Annotated in this window: 24 protein-coding genes; 5 read left to right on the top strand and 19 right to left on the bottom strand. The window is 69.0% G+C overall.

The window, feature by feature from the left end; translation table 11 throughout:
* Position 1 precedes the first annotated feature (1 nt).
* From tsaE to glmS, 4 genes are read right to left on the bottom strand one after another with little or no spacing between them, the layout of a single operon-like run.
* Complete coding sequence (tsaE, locus tag H284_RS0115495) at positions 2-535, bottom strand: tRNA (adenosine(37)-N6)-threonylcarbamoyltransferase complex ATPase subunit type 1 TsaE (protein WP_018191927.1); 534 nt, start codon at positions 533-535, stop codon at positions 2-4.
* Positions 532-1,662 carry an alanine racemase gene (alr, locus tag H284_RS0115490; RefSeq protein ID WP_020076955.1) on the bottom strand — a complete coding sequence of 377 codons (1,131 nt, stop codon included), beginning with the start codon at positions 1,660-1,662 and terminating at the stop codon, positions 532-534. The genes tsaE and alr overlap by 4 nt, the downstream gene beginning before the upstream one ends.
* Positions 1,650-2,006 carry a holo-ACP synthase gene (locus tag H284_RS0115485; RefSeq protein WP_018191929.1) on the bottom strand — a complete coding sequence of 119 codons (357 nt, stop codon included), beginning with the start codon at positions 2,004-2,006 and terminating at the stop codon, positions 1,650-1,652. Before H284_RS0115485 ends, alr begins: the two co-directional genes overlap by 13 nt.
* A gap of 4 nt (positions 2,007-2,010) precedes the next feature.
* Positions 2,011-3,861 carry a glutamine--fructose-6-phosphate transaminase (isomerizing) gene (gene glmS / locus H284_RS0115480; protein ID WP_029042974.1) on the bottom strand — a complete coding sequence of 617 codons (1,851 nt, stop codon included), beginning with the start codon at positions 3,859-3,861 and terminating at the stop codon, positions 2,011-2,013.
* 65 nt (positions 3,862-3,926) lie between these two features.
* On the opposite strand from glmS, the gene coaA reads away from it, so the two are divergent.
* Both coaA and H284_RS0115470 read left to right on the top strand, forming a co-directional pair.
* Entirely contained in the window at positions 3,927-4,865 is a 939-nt protein-coding gene (coaA, locus tag H284_RS0115475; protein WP_020076953.1) for a type I pantothenate kinase, read from the top strand.
* 81 nt (positions 4,866-4,946) lie between these two features.
* Positions 4,947-5,255 carry a helix-turn-helix domain-containing protein gene (locus H284_RS0115470; RefSeq protein WP_029042973.1) on the top strand — a complete coding sequence of 103 codons (309 nt, stop codon included), beginning with the start codon at positions 4,947-4,949 and terminating at the stop codon, positions 5,253-5,255.
* Between the two features lie 36 nt (positions 5,256-5,291).
* On the opposite strand, the gene glmM is transcribed toward H284_RS0115470, so the two are convergent.
* From glmM to H284_RS0115450, 4 genes are all read right to left on the bottom strand, one after another.
* The gene (gene glmM / locus H284_RS0115465) at positions 5,292-6,653 is read right to left on the bottom strand and encodes a phosphoglucosamine mutase (RefSeq protein ID WP_018191933.1); all 1,362 of its coding nucleotides are present in this window, start codon (positions 6,651-6,653) and stop codon (positions 5,292-5,294) included.
* Between the two features lie 27 nt (positions 6,654-6,680).
* Entirely contained in the window at positions 6,681-7,178 is a 498-nt protein-coding gene (gene rpsI / locus H284_RS0115460; protein WP_018191934.1) for a 30S ribosomal protein S9, read from the bottom strand.
* A 52-nt stretch (positions 7,179-7,230) separates the two neighbouring features.
* Positions 7,231-7,677, bottom strand: a complete 447-nt coding sequence (gene rplM / locus H284_RS0115455; protein ID WP_018191935.1) for a 50S ribosomal protein L13 — start codon at positions 7,675-7,677, stop codon at positions 7,231-7,233.
* 167 nt (positions 7,678-7,844) lie between these two features.
* The gene (locus tag H284_RS0115450) at positions 7,845-8,783 is read right to left on the bottom strand and encodes an SDR family oxidoreductase (RefSeq protein WP_020076951.1); all 939 of its coding nucleotides are present in this window, start codon (positions 8,781-8,783) and stop codon (positions 7,845-7,847) included.
* A 105-nt stretch (positions 8,784-8,888) separates the two neighbouring features.
* Here H284_RS0115450 and H284_RS0115445 point away from each other — a divergent pair, with 105 nt between their 5' ends.
* From H284_RS0115445 to H284_RS0115435, 3 genes are read left to right on the top strand one after another with little or no spacing between them, the layout of a single operon-like run.
* A complete protein-coding gene (locus H284_RS0115445; protein WP_020076950.1) occupies positions 8,889-9,758 on the top strand; it encodes a helix-turn-helix transcriptional regulator in 870 nt (289 codons plus the stop codon).
* A gap of 52 nt (positions 9,759-9,810) precedes the next feature.
* On the top strand, positions 9,811-11,022 hold the full coding sequence (locus H284_RS0115440; protein ID WP_020076949.1) for a sensor histidine kinase: 1,212 nt from the start codon (positions 9,811-9,813) through the stop codon (positions 11,020-11,022).
* Positions 11,019-11,654 carry a response regulator transcription factor gene (locus H284_RS0115435; RefSeq protein ID WP_020076948.1) on the top strand — a complete coding sequence of 212 codons (636 nt, stop codon included), beginning with the start codon at positions 11,019-11,021 and terminating at the stop codon, positions 11,652-11,654. Before H284_RS0115440 ends, H284_RS0115435 begins: the two co-directional genes overlap by 4 nt.
* Before the next feature lie 7 nt (positions 11,655-11,661).
* On the opposite strand, the gene truA is transcribed toward H284_RS0115435, so the two are convergent.
* From truA to secY, 11 genes are all read right to left on the bottom strand, one after another.
* Entirely contained in the window at positions 11,662-12,531 is an 870-nt protein-coding gene (gene truA / locus H284_RS0115430) for a tRNA pseudouridine(38-40) synthase TruA (RefSeq protein ID WP_020076947.1), read from the bottom strand.
* 4 nt (positions 12,532-12,535) lie between these two features.
* Positions 12,536-13,561 (bottom strand): GNAT family N-acetyltransferase, encoded by a 1,026-nt coding sequence (locus H284_RS0115425; RefSeq protein WP_020076946.1) that lies wholly within the window; start codon positions 13,559-13,561, stop codon positions 12,536-12,538.
* A gap of 163 nt (positions 13,562-13,724) precedes the next feature.
* Positions 13,725-14,297, bottom strand: coding sequence for a 50S ribosomal protein L17 (gene rplQ, locus H284_RS0115420; RefSeq protein ID WP_029042972.1), 573 nt, complete (start codon positions 14,295-14,297; stop codon positions 13,725-13,727).
* Between the two features lie 54 nt (positions 14,298-14,351).
* The gene (locus H284_RS0115415) at positions 14,352-15,350 is read right to left on the bottom strand and encodes a DNA-directed RNA polymerase subunit alpha (RefSeq protein WP_018191943.1); all 999 of its coding nucleotides are present in this window, start codon (positions 15,348-15,350) and stop codon (positions 14,352-14,354) included.
* 120 nt (positions 15,351-15,470) lie between these two features.
* Positions 15,471-15,869, bottom strand: a complete 399-nt coding sequence (rpsK, locus tag H284_RS0115410) for a 30S ribosomal protein S11 (RefSeq protein ID WP_018191944.1) — start codon at positions 15,867-15,869, stop codon at positions 15,471-15,473.
* Positions 15,870-15,907: 38 nt separating this feature from the next.
* Positions 15,908-16,282, bottom strand: coding sequence for a 30S ribosomal protein S13 (gene rpsM / locus H284_RS0115405; protein WP_018191945.1), 375 nt, complete (start codon positions 16,280-16,282; stop codon positions 15,908-15,910).
* Between the two features lie 135 nt (positions 16,283-16,417).
* Entirely contained in the window at positions 16,418-16,531 is a 114-nt protein-coding gene (gene rpmJ / locus H284_RS0115400; protein ID WP_018191946.1) for a 50S ribosomal protein L36, read from the bottom strand.
* A gap of 82 nt (positions 16,532-16,613) precedes the next feature.
* Positions 16,614-16,835 (bottom strand): translation initiation factor IF-1, encoded by a 222-nt coding sequence (gene infA, locus H284_RS0115395; protein ID WP_011186713.1) that lies wholly within the window; start codon positions 16,833-16,835, stop codon positions 16,614-16,616.
* Between the two features lie 173 nt (positions 16,836-17,008).
* Positions 17,009-17,839: a type I methionyl aminopeptidase gene (map, locus tag H284_RS0115390; protein WP_029042971.1), complete on the bottom strand. Its 831-nt coding sequence runs from the start codon at positions 17,837-17,839 to the stop codon at positions 17,009-17,011.
* Between the two features lie 2 nt (positions 17,840-17,841).
* Positions 17,842-18,462: an adenylate kinase gene (locus H284_RS0115385; RefSeq protein ID WP_029042970.1), complete on the bottom strand. Its 621-nt coding sequence runs from the start codon at positions 18,460-18,462 to the stop codon at positions 17,842-17,844.
* Positions 18,459-19,781 (bottom strand): preprotein translocase subunit SecY, encoded by a 1,323-nt coding sequence (gene secY / locus H284_RS0115380; protein ID WP_018191949.1) that lies wholly within the window; start codon positions 19,779-19,781, stop codon positions 18,459-18,461. The genes H284_RS0115385 and secY overlap by 4 nt, the downstream gene beginning before the upstream one ends.
* Positions 19,782-19,818: the final 37 nt, after the last annotated feature.

The following is a 19,818-nucleotide window of genomic DNA, read 5'->3' as shown; positions in this document are numbered from 1 at the left end:
CCTAAGCGGGATCGGCGGACGAGGAGCCCGCGGGCGGCGCCCAGCGCGGACCGAACCCGGTCAGCGTGACGGTACGCGGTTCGTCCGTCTCGTCGACCGCATCGGCGTCTACGGCCGCGCCCTCCGCCGCTCCGGTCGGCCGCTCGATCGCGACCTCGAGCCACGACTCGGCGACGCCGTCGAGCATCCCGGCGCCCCACTCCACCACCACGACCGAGCGCGCGAAGTCGATGTCGAGGTCGTCGAGCTCCAGCGCGCTCGACAGGCGGTACGCGTCGACGTGGACGAGCGGCGCGCCGCCGGAGAGACTGGGATGCGTCCGGGCGAGCACGAACGTGGGGCTGGTCACCGGGCCGCGCACGTCCAGCGCTTCGCCGATCCCGCGCGTCAGCGTCGTCTTGCCCGCCCCGAGCGGACCGGACAGGATGACGAGGTCGCCCGCTCGGAGGACGCCAGCGAGATCCCGGCCGAGTTCGTGCATCTCGTCCGCCGTTGCGACCCGCCGGACGGCGGGCACCTGCAGCGCGTCCGTCATCGGCCGCCTCCGGTGTAGCTCCGTCTCAGCCGCCCGCCGAGACGCGTGACGATCTCGTAGTTGATGGTGTCGGCGGCCTCGGCCCAGTCGTCCGCCCCCGGCACGCCGATTGCGGGGTCGCCGAACAGGACGACCTCGTCGCCGACCGCCACGTCCAGGTCGCCGACGTCGACCACGAACTGGTCCATGGCGACGCGCCCGCTGATCCGGAACGTGCGGCCGCCGATCGCGACCGGACCGCGGTTGGACGCGTGACGCGGGATGCCCTCCGCATAGCCGAGGGGGACGAGGACGAGCGTCGTCTCCTTCTCGGTGCGGTACGTGTAGTCGTAGGAGACGCCTGTGCCCGCGGGCACGCGCCGGACGGCGGCCACCCGCCCGCGCAGCGTCATCGCGGGACGCAGCCCGAGCTCGACGGCCGACTCCCGGCCGAAGGGCGACAGCCCGTACACGGCGATGCCGAGGCGGACGAGGTCGAACCGGGACTCCGGCAGCGAGAGGGCGGCCGCACTGGCCGCGATGTGCCGCAGCTCGGGATCGAGTCCGGCGGCGGATGCGCGATCGAGCGCACGTTCGAACGCGGCGATCGCGGCGCGGTCGTCCTCCGGCGACGCGTTGGAGAGGTGCGAGAAGATGCCGCGGACGCGGACGAGACCGGCGACCTCGAGCTCGCGTGCGCGCGTGACCACCGCATCCCACTCGGATTCCGGGACGCCGTTGCGGCTCAGACCGGTCTCGATCTTGAGCTGGACGAAGGCCGGCCGGTCACCGGTGGCTGCGGCCGCTGCGGCCTCCAGCTGGACGCGGGACGAGATACCGAGGTCGAGGTCGGCGCGGACGGCGTCGGCGAAGTCGTCGTCGGGGTCGTGCAGCCACGCCAGCACGGGCGCGGTAATGCCGGCCTCCCGCAGCGCGAGGCCCTCGGAGATCTCGGCGACGCCGAGCCAGTCCGCCCCGCCGACGAGCGCTGCACGGGCGCACTCCACGGCTCCATGTCCGTACGCGTCCGCCTTGACGACCGCCATGACGTGCGGCGTGCCGACGAGCTCGCGCAGGCGTGCGACGTTCGCCGTCACTGCATCCAGGTCGACGACCCGCTCCCGGAACACCGCGCTCACGGCGCGCACTCCGTCACGACGAACGCCGTCGCGACGCCGGCGTCATGCGTCATCGACACGTGGATGCGCACGATGCCACGCTCGCGGACCTGCGCCTCGACGACGTTGTGCAGCACGAAACCGGGGTTCCTCTCCTCGTCGGGGACGATCTCCATGTCGTGCCAGCGCACGCCCTCGGAGCCGCCGAGCGCCTTGATCAGCGCCTCTTTCGCGGCGAACCGAGCTGCGAGCGAGTGCACGGGAAGCAGGCGCTCCGCCTCAGTGAACAGCCGGTCGCGCAGCTTCGGCGTGCGGGCGATCGACCGCTCGAAGCGAGCCAGATCGACCACGTCGACCCCGATGCCGGCGATCACGGCGTCACTCGACGGTGACGGACTTGGCCAGGTTGCGCGGCTGGTCGACGTCGAGGCCCTTCGCCGCCGAGAGCTCCATGGCGAAGATCTGCAGCGGGACGACCGCGAGAAGCGGCTCGAAGAGCGGCGCGGCCAGCGGGATGCGGATGACCTCGTCGGCGAACGGCAGCACGGCAGCATCTCCGGCCTCGGCGATCGCGATGACGCGGGCGCCGCGGGCGCGGATCTCCTGGATGTTCGAGACGACCTTCTTGTGCAGCTCGTCCGACCAACGCGGGCTGGGCACGACGACGAACACCGGCTGACCCGGCTCGATCAGGGCGATCGGTCCGTGCTTCAGCTCGCCGGCCGCGAAGCCCTCGGCGTGGATGTACGCGAGCTCCTTGAGCTTCAGCGCGCCTTCCAGCGCGATCGGGTACCCGACGTGACGACCGAGGAACAGCACCGCGCGGGTGTCCGACATCCACTTGGCCAGCTGCGCGATCTCGGCGTGCGACTCGAGCACCGTGGCGATCTTGGCGGGCACCTCCTGCAGCTCCTCGATCGCGTCGCGCTGTTGGGCGGCGCTCAGGGTGCCGCGGACGCGCGCCAGGTGAAGGCCGAACAGGTACAGAGCGGTGATCTGGGCGACGAAGGCCTTCGTCGACGCGACGGCGACCTCCGGGCCGGCGTGCGTGTACAGCGCGGCGTCGGACTCGCGCGGGATGGTCGCGCCCTGCGTGTTGCAGACCGAGATGGCCTTGGCGCCGCCCTCGCGGGCGTACTTGACGGCCATCAGCGTGTCCATCGTCTCGCCCGACTGGCTGATCGAGATCACCAGGGTGCCATCGGTCAGCACGGGCTCGCGGTAGCGGAACTCGTGGCTCAGCTCGACCGTGACGGGCACGCGGGCCCACTTCTCGATCGCGTAACTGCCCACCAGGCCCGCGTACGCGGCAGTGCCGCACGCGATGATCGTGATGCGGTCGATGCCGGCGAAGTACTCGTCGCCGAGCGCGTCGAGCTCGGGGATGTGGACGGCGCCCTCGACGAGGCGGCCGCGGAGGGTGTTGGCCACCGCATCCGGCTCTTCGGCGATCTCCTTCGCCATGAACGACGACCAGCCGCCCTTCTCGGCGGCGGAGGCGTCCCACGCGACCTCGAACGGCTCGACCTCGACGGGCGCGCCGGCGAAGTCGGTGACCGTGACGCTGTCCGGCGTGATGGTGACGATCTGGTCCTGACCGATCGCCATCGCCTTGCGGGTGTGCTCGACGAACGCGGCGACGTCCGAGCCGAGGAAGTTCTCGCCCTCGCCGAGCCCGATGACGAGCGGCGAGTTGCGGCGCGCGCCGACGACGACGTGCGGCTGGTCCTGGTGCATCGCGAGAAGGGTGAATGCGCCCTCCAGCCGGGAGACGACGCTCTGGAACGCCTCGGGCAGGTCGCCCGTCCGGCGGTACTCGCGGCCCAGCAGCACGGCCGCGACCTCGGTGTCGGTCTCGGACTCGAAGGCGAAGCCGTCGGCGAGCAACTCGTCCTTCAGCGTCGCGAAGTTCTCGATGATGCCGTTGTGGATGACGGCCAGGCGACCGTCGTCGCCCAGGTGCGGGTGCGCATTCACGTCGGTCGGGCCGCCGTGCGTCGCCCAGCGGGTGTGACCGATGCCGGTCTGCCCGTTCGGGATGGGGTGCTCTTGCAGGTCTTCAGTCAGCACCGAGAGCTTCCCGGCCTTCTTAGCGGTGCCGAGGGCGCCGTCCGGGCCGATCACGGCGATGCCCGCGGAGTCGTATCCGCGGTACTCCAGGCGCTTCAGGCCGCCGAGAAGCACCTCGAGGCTCTTGTCGGTACCGACGTACCCCACGATTCCACACATGCACCCGAGTCTATCGTGGGCGTAAGTGGGAGCCGGCTCGGAGCGCCCCCTAGAATTGGTGCCCTATGCTTCCGAACGGCGACTCCTCCACCCCCTTCGTCGAGCTGAGCAGGGCCGACTGGGCGGAGCTGGCGGAGAACACCAGACTGCCGCTGCAGGAGACGGAGATCGTCCAGCTCCGCGGCCTCGGCGATCCGCTCGACATGCGCGAGGTGTCGGAGGTCTACCTCCCGCTCAGCCGTCTCCTCAATCTGTACGTGGGCGGCGCGAAGCAGCTCCATCGGGTGACGAGCGACTTCCTCGGCGAGCGGGCGGCCAGCACGCCGTTCGTCATCGGCGTCGCGGGCTCTGTCGCCGTCGGCAAGTCGACCATCGCGCGCCTGCTGCGCGAGCTGCTGTCGCGCTGGGACGACACCCCGCGCGTCGAACTGGTGACCACGGACGGCTTCCTGCTGCCCAACGCCGAACTCGAGCGTCGCGGCCTGATGGAGCGCAAGGGCTTCCCGGAGTCGTACGACCGGCGGGCGCTGTTGCGTTTCGTCACGGCTATCAAGAGCGGCGCCCCGGAGGTCCGGGCTCCCTTCTACTCGCACCTCAGCTACGACATCGTCCCGGATGCGGAGATCGTCGTCCGGCGTCCGGACGTCCTCATCGTCGAGGGCCTCAACGTGCTGCAGCCGGCGGGCGGCGGCAACCGGCTCGCCGTGAGCGACCTGTTCGACTTCAGCGTCTACGTGGATGCGCGCACCCGCGACATCGCGCACTGGTACGAGGAGCGCTTCCTGAAGCTGCAGCGCGGTGCGTTCGCCAATCCGAAGTCGTACTTCCACCGTTATGCGCAGCTGACGGAGGATGAGGCGCGAGCGCGGGCCGCATCCATCTGGACGGCGATCAACGAGCCGAACCTGCTCCAGAACATCCGGCCGACACGCTCGCGCGCCAAGCTGGTGCTGCGGAAGGATGCCGATCACGCGGTGAGCTCCGTCCTGCTGCGCAAGCTCTGATCTGGCTTCTAAACCTCAGGCATGCATAAATGAGGTCGTGGTGCTCTGGCCATGCATGCATACGACCCGTAAGCATGAGGCATGCCAGCACCACGTTCTCGCGCCGCCGAGCTCTTCGGGCAGCGGGTTCGTGAGGCACGCATCGCGCTCGGGATGAGCCAGGAGGACATCGCCAACCTGGCCGACATGCACGTGACGAACTACGGGCGGGTGGAGCGCGGCGAGGCGAACTCCGAGCTGCACACCATCGTCCGCATCGCCACAGCGCTCGACGTCGACCCGGGCACCCTGATGGCGGGACTGTACGGCACCGAGATGCTGCCCGACCGTTCGCGCGCCTACTCCGTGGCGGACTTCCTCGCGGCGCGCCGCGCTCACGAGACGCGCTGACGCGCGAAAGAGCTGACGCGCGAGAGCGCTGACCGGCTAGAGAGCCAGCCGCTCCCGCACGACATCCGCGAGCTCGTTCGCCAGACGCTCTGCCGTGACCTGATCCGCGGCCTCGACCATGACGCGGACGAGCGGCTCGGTGCCGGACGGGCGCAGCAGCACGCGGCCGGTGTCGCCGAGTGCGCTCTCCGCCGTCTGAACGGCCGTGCGGAGTCCCTCGTCGGTGTGGACGGCGTGGTGGTCGACGTTCTTCACGTTCACCATCACCTGCGGGTACACGGTCATCACGCGGGCGAGCTCCGCCAGCGTCTTGCCCTGGCGTGCCATCTCGCTGAGGAGGTGGAGCCCGGTCAGGATGCCGTCACCCGTCGTCGCGAACTCGCGCATGATGACGTGGCCGGACTGCTCTCCGCCGAGGGAGTAGTCGTGCTCGTTCATCTCCTCGAGCACATACCGGTCGCCGACCGCAGTCTCGACCATCCGGATGCCGTGGTCGCGCATGGCGAGCTTCAGTCCCAGGTTGCTCATCACCGTGGCGACGAGGGTGTCGTCGCGCAGCTTGCCGCGCTCCTTCATGCCGACCGCGAGGATCGCCATGATCTGGTCGCCGTCGACGACGTTGCCGTCGGCGTCGATCGCGAGGCAGCGGTCCGCGTCGCCGTCGTGGGCGATGCCGACGTCGGCGCCGGCCGCGAGCACGGCCTTCGCGAGGTTGTCGAGGTGCGTGGAGCCGACACCGTCGTTGATGTTCATGCCGTCCGGCGCGTCGCCGATGACGGTCACTCGCGCCCCCGCGTCGGTGAACACCTCGGGCGAGATCCCCGCCGCCGCGCCGTGGGCGCAGTCGAGGACGACGTGGATGCCGTCGAGGCGGTGCGGGAGGCTGCCGAGGAGGTGGAGGACGTAGCGGTCCTCCGCGTCGGCGAAGCGTCGGATGCGGCCGACGTCGGCGCCGGTCGGGGTCAGCTTCTCGAGGTCGAGGTGCTGCTCGATGCGGTCCTCGACGACGTCGGGGAGCTTGGTGCCCCCGCGGGCGAAGATCTTGATCCCATTGTCCGGGGCCGGGTTGTGCGAGGCCGAGACCATCACACCGAAGTCTGCATCGAAGTCGGCGATGAGGAAGGCCGCTGCCGGCGTGGGGATGACTCCCGCGTCGTACACGTCGATGCCCGAGCTGGCGAGCCCGGCCGCGACGGCGGCGGAGAGGAACTCACCCGAGACACGGGGGTCGCGGGCGACGATGGCCGTTGGGCGCTTGCCGGCGGCGCGGCGCGCCTCGGCGCTTCGGCCTTGCGTCAGTACAGCAGCAGCTGACTGCGCAAGGCCGAGCGCCAGGTCGGCGGTGAGACTGCCGTTCGCGAGACCGCGAACGCCGTCGGTTCCGAAGAGGCGTGGCATGGACCGAAGCCTAAACGCTGGCGAGCGTTAGCGCTTGGAGAACTGCGACGCCTTGCGGGCCTTCTTGAGACCGGCCTTCTTGCGCTCGGTGACGCGGGCGTCACGGGTGAGGAAGCCGGCCTTCTTCAGGGTCGGGCGGTTGTTGTCGCGGTCGATCTCGTTGAGAGCGCGCGCGATGGCGAGGCGCAGGGCGCCAGCCTGACCCGAGGGGCCACCGCCGGTGATGCGGGCGACGACGTCGTAGGAGCCGATGAGGTCGAGCACCTTGAACGGGTCGTTGATGAGCTGCTGGTGCAGCTTGTTCGGGAAGTAGTCGGCGAACTCACGGCCGTTGACCGTGATGGTGCCGGAACCCGGGACCAGGCGCACGCGCGCGATGGCCTCCTTGCGGCGGCCGACGGCCGCGCCGGGAACGGAGAGGACGGCGCGCGGGGCGGCCGGGGCCTCGGAGGCCGGGGTCTCGGTCGAGTAGGACTCGACGTTCTCGGCCTGGGCCGAGTCGATGCTGTCTGCGATCTTCGCCACGGTGGTGATAATCCTTTGTCTCTTTAAGTCGTGAAGGTCTGCGTCGTCGCGCTTACTGGGCGACCTGGCCGAGCGTGTACGGCTTCGGCTGCTGGGCGGCGTGCGGGTGCTCGCTTCCGGTGTAGACCTTCAGCTTGCGGAGCTGGGCGCGGCCGATGGAGTTCTTCGGCAGCATTCCGCGGACGGCCTTCTCGACGGCGCGCACCGGGTTCTTCTCGAGGAGCTCCGAGTACGTGGTCGCCTTCAGTCCGCCCGGGTAGCCCGAGTGGCGGTAGGCCTTCTTCTGCAGAGCCTTCTGACCGGTCAGCGCGACCTTGTCGGCGTTGACGATGATGACGAAGTCACCACTGTCCATGTGCGGGGCGAAGGTCGGCTTGTGCTTGCCGCGGAGGAGGGCGGCGGTGTGGCTGGCGAGACGGCCGAGCACGACATCGGTCGCGTCGATGACGACCCAGTCGCGCTGGATCTCGTCTGCCTTCGGGGAATAGGTGCGCGTCACAGTAGTGGCTGCTTTCTGTCTCGAACGGAGGTGTTCGTGAATCCCACTCCGTTGGTGGTTCGCTCGCGATGGCGTCGAACCGGACCGGTGGAGGGCTCACGTTCGTGTGTCCGGCCGCAGGGGCCCGGACACCAAAGGTCAATACTACGGGAGCCGGACACGCCCGGTCAAACCGGGAGGGAGATGCCCGCCTGCTGCTCGGAGACCTCCCACACCCGGGCGGCCTCCGCGGCATCGCGGAGCGGCGGATACGGTGTCTGCTCCGCCGGAGCACCCCCGAGGTGCCCGGGTCCGCTCGGGCCGTACATCCTGCCTCCTTCCGCATGTGGCCCCGTCGCCGCGAGCAGCGCGGGAAGCGCGGCCGTCTCCGGGGTGCCGACCAAGAGGCCGCGGGCGGACAGCCAGCGGATCATGCGGACCGCCCCGGTGTCCGCCGCGCGCCCGTACCCCGGCTGCGCTGCGAGCAGGTTGGTGGGAGCGACGCCTGGATGCGCGAGGTTGCTGCTGACGCCCCATCCGGCCGCCGCGCTCCGCCGATCGAGCTCCAGCCCGAACAGGCCGAGCGCGATCTTCGAGGAACGGTATGCCGCTTGGGCGCGATACGGCCGCTCGGCGCCGAGGTCGTCCCAGTCGATCGCGCCGCTCCTCGCCACGACGCTCACCTGCGATGTGACCCGCGCCCGCCCCTCCTGGAGCAGCGGGAAGAGGGCTCCCACGAGCGCGACGTGGCCGAGGTGGTTGGTGCCCCACTGCAGCTCGAAGCCGTCGACGGTGGTGCGGCGCTCCGGAGGCGTCATCAGCCCGGCGTTGTTGATGAGGATGTGGACCGGCTGCCCGTCCGCTCGCATCCCCTCGCCGAACGCGGCGACCGAGTCGAGCGAGGCCAGGTCGAGGTCACGAAGCACCAGCCGCGCATCCGGGACGGTGGAGCGGATCCGATCCGTAACCGCAGCTCCCTTGGCTCGGTCGCGCACCGGCATGACGACCTCCGCACCCGCCTGCGCAAGCCGTGCCGCGATGACCGTCCCCATGCCGTCGCTGGCCCCGGTGACGACGGCCCGTCTGCCGGTGAGCGGGGGGATGTCGATGTCGATCGTGCGTGCCACGGTGTTCTCCTTCGTTCGGTGACTCCACCCTGAACGCTCGGGCCATCCGTAGCCACGGCCCGGCGATCCGTGGTTACGGAGAGCGCCACACGGTAGACATGAGGGGTGATCGACCGTATCGGACTCGCCGAATTCCTCCGGACCCGGCGCGACCTGCTCCAGCCGGAGGACGTGGGCCTCCCGCGCGGCAGCCGCCGCCGCACGTCCGGGCTGCGGCGCGAGGAGGTGGCCGCCCTGGCGCACATGTCGGTCGACTACTACGCCCGGCTGGAGCGGGAGCGAGGTCCCCAGCCGTCCGAGCAGATGCTCGCCTCGATCGCTCAGGGGCTGCATCTCTCCCACGCGGAGCGCGATCACCTGTTCCGTCTCGCCGGCCACACCCCGCCCGCGCAGGGCTCGGAGAGCGAGCACGTGAGCCCCGGCCTGCTGCGCGTGCTCGATCGGCTCGACGACACCCCGGCCGAGATCGTGACCGAAGTAGGAGAGACGCTGCGGCAGAGCAGGATGGGCGTGGCCTTGACCGGCGATACGGCGTCGCTCCGCGGGCCGGAGCGCAGCCTCGGGGTGCGATGGTTCACCGACCCGGGTTCGCGCAGCCTGTACGCCCCTCGCGACCACGACTTCCTGAGCCGGATGTTCGCCTCCGGCCTGCGCGAGATCGTGACAGCGCGCGGTCCCGGGTCGCGGGCGGCCGCTCTGGCGGACTACGTCCTCGACCGCAGTGCCGAGTTCCGGACGCTCTGGGCGGCGCACGAGGTCGGGCTCCGGCCGAAGGAGGTCAAGCATTTCACTCACCCGGAGGTCGGGGAACTCGAACTGCACTGCCAGCAGCTCGTCGACCCGGGTCACGCGCACTCGCTGCTCGTCTACACCGCGATACCGGGCAGCGAGTCCGCGGAGAAGCTGCGCCTGCTGTCGGTGATCGGAGCCCAGACCCTCCAGGGCGGGCTGACCCGCACTCAGCCCCAGGGCTGAAACCTCGCCCGATCACGCGCACAATCGGCGGCCTCACCCTAGCGTTGCCCGTATGAGTCCGATCCTGACGCGCAGCCGGTGGCTGTTGGAGCCCGCCCTCGCCGTGACGTTCTTCGTGTTCTGGGCGCTGACGGAAGCGGGCCGCAACCAGCTCCTGCCGTCCGCCCTCCGCGCCACCGTTCCGTTCTGGGCCGCACTGCTGGTGCTTGCGTGCGCCATCGGGCTCTCGCGGCTCAGTCCTGTCGTGGCCATGGCGGCCGGGACCGCGGTGCTCATCGGGCAACTCCTCTTCCCGTCGGGGATCTTCCAGAACGCGGCCATCTACCTCGGTTATGCAGTCATCATCGTCGTCGTGGCCGCCACAGTGCACGGTCGCATACGGGTCGTCGCCCTCGCCTTCGCCGTCGGGGCGGGAGTGTCCGTTGCGGGACTCCTGTCCTGGGCCCAGGGGATCGGGCACACCGATGCTGCGATCCGAGTGACATTCTTCGTCGTCTGCGCCGGAGCGGCGGCCTTCGCCTGGGTCATCGGCACCCTCGTCGGCGTGTGGATGCGCACGCGGCGAAGCGAGGAGGAGCTCGCGCGCACGACGGCCGAACTCCGCAGCGCGGAGGTCGAGACGATGGTCGCCGGCGAGAGGGAGCGCATCGCCCAGGACGTGCACGACATCATGGCGCACTCCCTGTCGGTCATCCTCGCCCAGGCGGACGGCGCTCGCCTACTCGTGGACGAGCGCCCTGCATCCGTCGCACCCTCGCTCGCGACCATTGCAGACACCGCGCGGGCGTCCTTGACCGAGGTCCGAGTGCTGATCGAGACGCTCGTCGGCAGCCCCGACGGGCCCGTGCATCCCGGCGTGGCCGATCTCGACGACCTGGTGGAGCGGATGTCCGACGCCGGCCTCGTGATCTCCGTCGAGCGGTTCGGCGGCGCCGTGGAGCTCAGCGCGGCACAGGAACTCGCCGTCTACCGGATCGTCCAGGAGGGCCTCACCAACGCGCTCAAGCACGCTGGCGCCGGTGCACGCGCGCGGCTGGCGTTGGACGAGCGAGAAGACGGCATCGCCCTGTCCCTGGCATCCCAGCCCTCGGCTCCACGGGATGCGCCTCCGCCCAATCCGGCGGGCCGCGGCCTCATCGGGATGCGCGAGCGCGCCCGATTCGCCGGAGGCTGGCTCGACGCCGGCGAGGACGAGGACCAGCCGGGCGGGTATCTCGTGACCGCCTACATCCCGGCGACCGGCCGGAATGCGGTGACCGCGTGATCCGGGTCGCGATCGCCGACGACCAGCCGCTGTTCTGCACGGGGCTGCAGATGATGATCGAGTCGCAACCCGATCTCGAGTTCGCCGGCAGCGCCCCGGACGGCCTGCAGGCGATGCAACTGGCCCGCTCGGCACGACCGGATGTGCTGCTCATGGACATCCGGATGCCGGTGCTGGATGGCATCGCCGCGACAGAGGGCATCCGGCGGGAAAACGCGGAACCACTCCCCCGCATCGTCGTCCTCACGACCTTCGAACGCGACGAGGCGGTCGCCGCGGCGCTTCGAGCGGGAGCGGACGGCTTCGTGCTGAAAGATGCGACGCCGGAGTTCATCCTGGCGGCGATCCGCACCGTGCACGATGGTCATTCGGTCATCGCACCGAAGGCGACCACGGACCTGTTCCGTACGCTGGCCCGCCGTCGCCCGGAGGCGATCGACGCCCTGTCGGTCCGCGAGAAGGAGGTGTTCCTCCTTGCCGCCCGAGGCCTCAGCAACGGCGAGATCGGCCGGACGGCGTTCATCTCCGAGGCGACCGTCAAGTCGCACGTCCGCAGCATCCTCGCCAAGCTCGGGCTCGCGTCGCGCGTGCAACTGGTGGCGTTCGCCTACGAGAACGGGCTCGTGCGGTGAGCGAATCTCACAGCTCGCGCATCGCGCGCGTTCGCTCCGCACGGAGGGCGAGTTCCGCGCCCTCGGGGTAGCCGACCTCCATCAGCGTGAGGCCGCGGGCGGGCATCACCTTGAAGGCGCTGGTGCGCTGCTTCTCGTCGCGCAGCACCACGAGGTCGCCTGCGCCGAGCTTGCCCTCACCGACCTCCACGCATGCGCCGACCAGCGCGCGCACCATGCTGTGGCAGAAGGCGTCGGCCGTGAGCTCGGCGACGAGCACGCCATCCTCGTCGCGACGCCAGCTGAACGCCTGGAGAGTGCGGATGGTCGTGGCGCCCTCGCGAGCCTTGCAGTAGCTGGCGAAGTCGTGGAGCCCGAGGAGTCCGTGAGCAGCCATGTCCATCGCATCCACGTCGAGGTCGGCTGACACCCAGGCGGTCCGGTGGCGCTGCAGCGGGTCACGGAGGGCCGCGCGGTCGGCGACGCGGTACTCGTAGCGTCGCCAGAGGGCCGAGAAACGCGCGTCGAACCCGTCGGGCGCGACGGTCGCGAACAGCACGACGACGTCGGACACCGGGCCCAGGATGCCGTTCAGCCGCCGGCCGAGCGCCTCTTCGGCGGATAGCGGCGGACGTTTCCCGTGTGGCTTCCGGAGGACCGCCTCCTGTGCCGGGGACAGATCGACGTGGGCGACCTGCCCGACGGCGTGCACCCCGGCATCCGTTCGACCCGCGACGGTCAGGAGCGGCGGCTCCCCCGCCCGCCGGAAGATCGTCGCGAGGGCGTCCTCCAGCGTCCCCTGCACCGTCCGCAGCCCGGGCTGACGTCCCCAGCCGTTGAAGTCCGTGCCCTGGTAGGCGATGTCGAGGCGGTACCGCCGCGCGTGGTCGGCGGCCACAGGATCAGTAGGCACGCACGAGCCCCGTCTCGGCCTGCGTCGTCACGAACCCCATCCCCGTGTAGAGCCCCAGCGCACCGGTGGGATTCTCGGCGTCGACGTCGAGGACCACCTTGTCCCAGCCGCGCTGAGCGCACGCCTCGAGCACCGCTCGCAGCAGCGACGGCGCGATGCGTCTCCCCCGGTACGGCCGCGGCACGGCGACGGTGGACACGTACGCGCCCGTGAAGCCCTGCCCGGGCCAGTCGTCCTCGTTCACATCCGTGAGCAGGACGCCGGCGACCTCGTCGCCCGCGAGCGCGACGAACGAGAGCTCGGCGACGAACACTCCCGACACCAGACCGTCGAACTGCTCGTCACTCAGCGGCTGGCTGCCCCAGTGGTCCCGGAACGCGTCATCGCGCGCCGCATGGACGGCGTCGGCCAGCTCGCTCGTGTACGGGACGATCCGCACATCGATCGTCGGCGCCACCTCGGGGATGGGGTCGCGCAGGTCGCGTTCCATCGTCCGGAAGTACCGGGCCACCTCGAACCCGCCGGCGAGGAGCAGCCGCTCGCGATCCGGCGCGCGCCGGTCGGCGTAACCCACCAGCCAGCCCGGCAGCGTCTTGTCCGACGCGGCGAGCTTCTGCTCGCCCCGGGCACGCTGCCACGCCAGCAGCTCACGTCCGATCCCCTGGCCGCGGAACTCGGGATGCACGCCGCCGTTCATGAACTCGCGCACCAGCGTCTCCTGCCGCGGCGGTTCCATCACGATGCCGACGGCGACGACCCGTCCGTCGGCGGTGACGGCCAACAGCGAGTCGGCATCCAGGTCGATGAAGCTGTAGCCCAGCTCCTCCTCGACCTCTTCGCGTGTCGTGACGTAATTGGGGTGGTCCTGGACGGCGATCGCGCGGTACACCTCGTGCACCGCATCCACATCGGCCGCCGTCGCGGGGCGCCACTCGGCGATGAGGGGATGCTGCGGGCGGTAGGTCGGCGGCGCGGCGACCCGCTCGCGGAGCGGGCTCAGAGTGTCGTCGGTCATCCCTTCACCCTAGAGCCTCGCCTCGCGCCCCCGCCCGGCATCCGTGGGTCGCAACACGCCGTTTCGCGGTCGCCATAACGGCGTGTTGCGACCCACAGACGGCGGGAACGACGAAGGCCCCGCATCCACGGATGCAGGGCCTTCGTGTGGAAAGGGGAGGGCGTTACGCCTTCTCCGCCTCGCTCTCGGCGTCGGTCTCACCGGCGGCGTCGGCGTCGGCGGTCGCGTCCTCGACGACCTCCGCCTCGGCGGCGGCGGTCTCGGTGCTGGTCTCCTCGGCCGGGGTCTCCTCGGTCGCGGTCTCCTCGGCGGGGGTCTCCTCGACCGGCGCAGCCTTGGGGGCGGCGGCGGTCTTGGACGACTTCACCTTCGGGGTGACGGGCTCGAGCACGAGCTCGATCTGCGCCATCGGCGCGTTGTCACCCTTGCGGAAGCCGAGCTTCGTGATGCGGGTGTAGCCGCCCTCACGCTCGGCGACCAGCGGCGCGATCTCGGTGAAGAGCTCGTGCACGACGGACTTGTCGCTGATCACGGCGAGCACGCGACGGCGGGCGTGCAGGTCGCCGCGCTTCGCGAACGTGATCAGGCGCTCGGCCACGGGACGAAGGCGCTTGGCCTTCGTCTCGGTGGTCTTGATGCTCTTGTGCGTGAAGAGCGCAGCGGCCAGGTTGGCGAGCATGAGGCGCTCGTGCGCCGGGCCGCCCCCGAGGCGGGGGCCCTTGGTGGGCTTAGGCATGATCGGTTATCTCCAGTGTTGAAAAGGTCTGATGGCTGAGTCGGGCGACGAGCCTCAGATGGTGGTGGACTCGTCCTCGTCGTAGCCGCTGTAGAAGTGGGCGCCGTCGAACCCGGGGACCGAGTCCTTCAGCGACAGACCCATCTCCGTCAGCTTGTCCTTGACCTCATCCACCGACTTCTGACCGAAGTTGCGGATGTTCATGAGCTGCGTCTCCGACAGCGAGACGAGCTCGCTCACGGTGTTGATGCCCTCGCGCTTGAGGCAGTTGTACGAGCGGACCGAGAGGTCGAGGTCCTCGATCGGCATCGACAGCTCGGAGCTGAGGACGGCGTCGACCGGGGCCGGGCCGATCTCGATGCCCTCTGCGGCGCTGTTGAGCTCGCGAGCGAGACCGAACAGCTCGACCAGCGTGCGGCCGGCCGAGGCGATGGCGTCGCGCGGGCTGATCGCGGGCTTGGTCTCGACGTCGACCACGAGGCGGTCGAAGTCGGTGCGCTCACCGGCACGGGTGGCCTCGACGCGGTAGGTGACCTTCAGGACGGGCGAGTAGATCGAGTCGATCGGGATCTGGCCCGCCTCGCTGTACTCGTTGCGGTTCTGCTGGGCCGACACGTAGCCGCGGCCGCGCTCGATGGTCAGCTCGACCTCGAACTTCGCCTTGTCGTTGAGGGTCGCGATGACCAGCTCGGGGTTGTGGATCTCCACACCGGCCGGAGCCGAGATGTCGGCGGCGGTGACCTGACCGGCGCCGGTCTTGCGGAGGTACGCGGTGATGGGCTCGTCGTGCTCGCTGGAGACCACCAGACCCTTGATGTTCAGGATGATCTCGGTCACGTCCTCCTTGACGCCCGGAACGGTGCTGAACTCGTGCAGCACGCCGTCGATGCGGATGCTGGTGACAGCCGCGCCGGGGATGGAGGAGAGGAGGGTGCGGCGCAGGGAGTTGCCGAGGGTGTATCCGAAGCCGGGCTCCAGGGGCTCGATGACGAACCGCGAGCGGAACTCGGAGATGTTCTCTTCGGTGAGCGTAGGACGCTGTGCAATGAGCACTATTGATTCCTTTCGGCTGAATGTCCGCTATATGACATTCGCTTCTACTGGGGTGGGTTTCGTCACGCCGTCAGGCGGCGGCCCGAATGGACCGCCGCCTGCGGCGGACGAGAAGAGAACTCAGACGCGACGGCGCTTGGGCGGGCGGCAACCGTTGTGCGCCTGCGGGGTGACGTCGTTGATCGAGCCGACCTCGAGGCCGGCGGCCTGGAGGGAGCGGATCGCCGTCTCGCGACCCGAACCCGGGCCCTTGACGAAGACGTCGACCTTCTTCATGCCGTGCTCCTGCGCCTGACGCGCGGCCGACTCGGCGGCGAGCTGCGCCGCGAACGGGGTCGACTTGCGGGAGCCCTTGAATCCGACGCCGCCGGACGAGGCCCAGCTGATCACGGCACCGGTGGTGTCGGTGATCGAGACGATCGTGTTGTTGAACGTGCTCTTGATGTGGGCCTGGCCCACAGCAATGTTCTTCTTTTCCTTCTTGCGCGGCTTGCGAGCGGCCGACTTGGGTGCTGCCATTTCTTCTCCTGAATCCTAAGAGCGTGGGGCCGCGGGCCTTAGCGCGCCTTCTTCTTGCCGGCCACGGTGCGCTTCGGACCCTTGCGGGTACGAGCGTTGGTCTTGGTGCGCTGGCCTCGGACCGGGAGGCCCTTACGGTGGCGGATACCCTCGTAGCTGCCGATCTCGACCTTGCGGCGGATGTCGGCGGCGACCTCGCGGCGCAGGTCACCCTCCACCTTGAAGTTGCCCTCGATGTAGTCGCGGAGAGCGACGAGCTGCTCGTCGGTCAGGTCCTTGACGCGGATGTCGCCCGAGATCTCGGTCTCGCGCAGAGTCTGGAGGGCGCGGGTGCGGCCGACTCCATAGATGTAGGTGAGTGCGACCTCGACGCGCTTCTCGCGCGGGATGTCGACGCCTGCTAGACGTGCCATGTGTTGGCTTCTCCTATGATGAGTGGAGGTCTGCAGCGATCCCGGTGCCCCGGCCTCCTCCGAGGGTGTCCCCCGTGTCCGTCTCCGGACGCGGGTTCTGGCATCGCCTGTTCTTCTATTCGGTTATGACTGCGTTCAGCCCTGGCGCTGCTTGTGGCGCGGGTTCTCGCAGATGACCATGACCCGGCCGTTGCGGCGGATGACCTTGCACTTGTCGCAGATCCTCTTGACCGAGGGGTTGACCTTCATGAGTGTTTCTTACCTTTGTTCGCTGTCCTCGTACCTCACCCGGGGCTACCCGTTGGGTGGGGCCGTTACTTACAGCAGACCTTTACTTGTAGCGGTAGACGATCCGGCCGCGGGTCAGATCGTAAGGGCTCAGCTCCACGATCACGCGGTCCTCGGGGAGGATGCGGATGTAGTGCTGGCGCATCTTGCCGGAGATGTGGGCAAGAACCTTGTGACCGTTCGTCAACTCCACGCGGAACATCGCGTTGGGAAGAGCCTCGATCACGGATCCTTCGATCTCGATGACACCGTCTTTTTTGGCCATAGCCTCACTGTCGCTAAAAGTCGTGGTTTGCTGGTCGTGCGTTGATCGGCGGAAGGCACGTGAGAACGCGCCTAAGACACCAAGGATCTATCTTATGGGAAAGGGCGCGAATCCGCCAATCCGAGTGTATGATCCTCCGCCGCCCTGGGCGAACACCGTGATCCGGGCGCCCATCAGGCGATCGGAACCGGCGTCACACCGAACGGGGCGAGGCCGGCGGCGCCTCCGTCGCTCGCGGTGAGCACCCAGATTCCGTCCGCGTGCACGGCGACGCTGTGCTCCCAGTGGGCGGCCGCCGAGCCGTCCTCCGTCGCGACGGTCCAGCCGTCGTCCTTGACGTAGGTCTCCTGCGATCCGAGGACCACCATCGGCTCGATCGCGACGACGAGCCCAGGGCGCACCTCCGGCCCCTTGGCGCGAACGCGGTAGTTGAACACCGGCGGCTCCTCGTGCATGCGGCGCCCGATGCCGTGGCCGATGTAGTCGGTCAGGATGCCGTAGTCGCCCTGCGCCGAGATGTAGTCCTCGATCGCCTCACCCACGTCGTTGAGGTAGCGGGCGGACGCCAGGGTCGCGATACCGCGCCACAGCGACTGCTCCGTCACCTCTGAGAGGCGGGTGCGCTCGGCCACGAGTTCGGGATGCGCGGGATCGGGCAGCACGAAGGTGCGCGCCGCATCCCCGTTCCAGCCCCCCAGGATCGCGCCGCTGTCGACCGACAGGATGTCGCCGGGCTCGAGAATGCGCTGACCGGGGATCCCGTGCACCACTTCGTCGTTGACCGACGCGCAGATCGTGTGATGGTAGCCGGGCTCCAACTGGAAGTTCGACGCACCGCCCGCATCCATGATGGCGCGGTCGGCGATCGCGTCGAGCTCGAGAGTCGACACGCCGGGAGCAACCGCTGCTGCCACCGCTTCGAGGGATGCGGCCGTCGCGCGCCCGGGCGCGACCATGTCGCGGAGTTGAGCGGGCGTCTTGTAGATCGACCTCTTGAAGACCACTTCTAGGCCACGGACTCGCCGGTGGACGCGCCTGCGCCCGCGACCGGGACGATGCCGCGCTCGGCGAGGGCGGAGGTGATCCGCTCCGCGACCTCGTCCATCGCACCCAAGCCGTCGACCGGCACGAGGAGACCGCGCTCGCGGTACACGTCTATCAGCGGCGAGGTCTCGCGCACGTACACCTGCTGGCGGTGGCGGATGGCCTCTTCCGAGTCGTCCGCTCGACCCTGTTCGTGAGCCCGCTTGGTCAGGCGCTGCACGATCTCGTCCTGGTCGGCCGTCAACTGGATGACCGCATCCAGCTTCTGCCCCTTGCCGGCGAGGAGCTCGTCGAGGTAGTCGACCTGCGCGAGCGTCCGCGGGTACCCGTCGAGCAGGAAGCCGTTCTTGGCGTCCTCCTCGTCGAGCCGGTCCGCGACCAGCTGGTTGGTGAGCGTGTCCGGGACATAGTCGCCCGCGTCGACGATGGCCTTGACCTGCTTGCCGAGCGGCGTCTCGTTCTTGATGTTGGCCCGGAAGATGTCGCCCGTGGAGATGTCGGGGATCCCGTAGGCGGTGGTGATGCGGGAGGCCTGAGTGCCCTTGCCCGCTCCGGGGGGTCCGACGATCAGCATTCGGGTCAACGCAGAAGCCCTTCGTAATGCCGCTGCTGGAGCTGTGAGTCGATCTGCTTGACCGTCTCCAGCCCGACACCGACGATGATCAGGATGGACGTGCCGCCGAACATGAAGTTCTGGCTTGCGCCGATCAACGCGAAGGCGACCAATGGGATCAGCGCGATGATGCCCAGATAGAAGGATCCGGGCAGGGTCACCCGCGTGAGCACGTAATCGAGGTACTCGGCCGTCGGACGGCCCGCGCGGATGCCGGGGATGAAGCCGCCGTACTTCTTCATGTTGTCCGCGACCTCCTCCGGGTTGAAGGTGATCGCCACGTAGAAGTAGGTGAACCCGACGATCAGGAGGAAGTACAGCAGCATGTACAGCGGGTGGTCGCCCTTGGTCAGGTAGTTCGTGATCCACGTGACCCAGGGCGCAGGTGCCTTGCCTGCGGCCGGCTGGTTGAACTGGGCGATGAGCGCCGGCAGATACAGCAGCGACGACGCGAAGATGACGGGCACGACGCCGGCCATGTTGACCTTGATCGGGATGTACGTGTTGTTGCCGCCGTAGGTCCGTCGCCCGACCATGCGTTTCGCGTACTGCACGGGGATGCGCCGCTGCGACTGCTCGACGAAGACGACGCCCATGACGATGAGCAACCCGATCGCGATCACGACCAGCAGGATCTCGATGCCCTGCGACTGACCGACCGCCCACAGGGAGGACGGGAACTGCGCGGCGATCGAGGTGAAGATGAGGAGCGACATGCCGTTGCCGATGCCGCGCTCGGTGACGAGCTCGCCCATCCACATGATGAGGCCCGTGCCGGCGGTCATGGTGACGACCATGAGCATGATCGCGTACCAGGAGTCGTCCGTGATCAGCTGCGTGCACTGGGAGACGGCGGTGGTGCCGAACAGCGCGCCGCTGCGGGCGACCGTGATGAGGGTCGTCGACTGGAGGACGCCCAGCGCGATGGTGAGGTAGCGCGTGTACTGCGTGAGCTTGGCCTGGCCGGCCTGGCCCTCCTTGTAGAGGGTCTCGAAGCGCGGGATGACCACGCGCAGCAGCTGCACGATGATCGACGCGGTGATGTACGGCATGATGCCGAGCGCGAAGATCGAGAGTTTGAGGAGGGCACCGCCGGAGAACAGATTCACCAGCGAATACAGGCCGGAAGTGTCCTGATTAGCGTTCAGACAGGTCTGGACGTTGCCGAAATCGACGAATGGCGCAGGGATGAAGGATCCCAGCCGGAACAGGGCGATGATGCCCAGCGTGAAGAAGATCTTCCGGCGAAGATCCGGGGTGCGGAAGATCCGCCCAACGGCGCTAAACAATCCTGCGTCCTGCTTTCCTAAGAGTCAGTCGGGTGGC

The organism is Cryocola sp. 340MFSha3.1, assembly GCF_000383315.1.
Classification (GTDB): domain Bacteria; phylum Actinomycetota; class Actinomycetes; order Actinomycetales; family Microbacteriaceae; genus Leifsonia.
Note: the sequence above shows the minus strand (reverse complement) of the source record. Positions and strands in the feature narration are given on the sequence as shown.

Coding starts and splice junctions, on each gene's coding strand:
- tsaE (WP_018191927.1), bottom strand. CDS start 535: ATGACGGACGCGCTGCAGGTGCCCGCCGTCCGGCGGGTCGCAACGGCG.
- glmS (WP_029042974.1), bottom strand. CDS start 3,861: ATGTGTGGAATCGTGGGGTACGTCGGTACCGACAAGAGCCTCGAGGTG.
- coaA (WP_020076953.1), top strand. CDS start 3,927: ATGCTTCCGAACGGCGACTCCTCCACCCCCTTCGTCGAGCTGAGCAGG.
- H284_RS0115470 (WP_029042973.1), top strand. CDS start 4,947: ATGCCAGCACCACGTTCTCGCGCCGCCGAGCTCTTCGGGCAGCGGGTT.
- glmM (WP_018191933.1), bottom strand. CDS start 6,653: ATGCCACGCCTCTTCGGAACCGACGGCGTTCGCGGTCTCGCGAACGGC.
- H284_RS0115440 (WP_020076949.1), top strand. CDS start 9,811: ATGAGTCCGATCCTGACGCGCAGCCGGTGGCTGTTGGAGCCCGCCCTC.
- H284_RS0115425 (WP_020076946.1), bottom strand. CDS start 13,561: ATGACCGACGACACTCTGAGCCCGCTCCGCGAGCGGGTCGCCGCGCCG.
- rplQ (WP_029042972.1), bottom strand. CDS start 14,297: ATGCCTAAGCCCACCAAGGGCCCCCGCCTCGGGGGCGGCCCGGCGCAC.
- rpsK (WP_018191944.1), bottom strand. CDS start 15,869: ATGGCAGCACCCAAGTCGGCCGCTCGCAAGCCGCGCAAGAAGGAAAAG.
- rpsM (WP_018191945.1), bottom strand. CDS start 16,282: ATGGCACGTCTAGCAGGCGTCGACATCCCGCGCGAGAAGCGCGTCGAG.
- rpmJ (WP_018191946.1), bottom strand. CDS start 16,531: ATGAAGGTCAACCCCTCGGTCAAGAGGATCTGCGACAAGTGCAAGGTC.
- infA (WP_011186713.1), bottom strand. CDS start 16,835: ATGGCCAAAAAAGACGGTGTCATCGAGATCGAAGGATCCGTGATCGAG.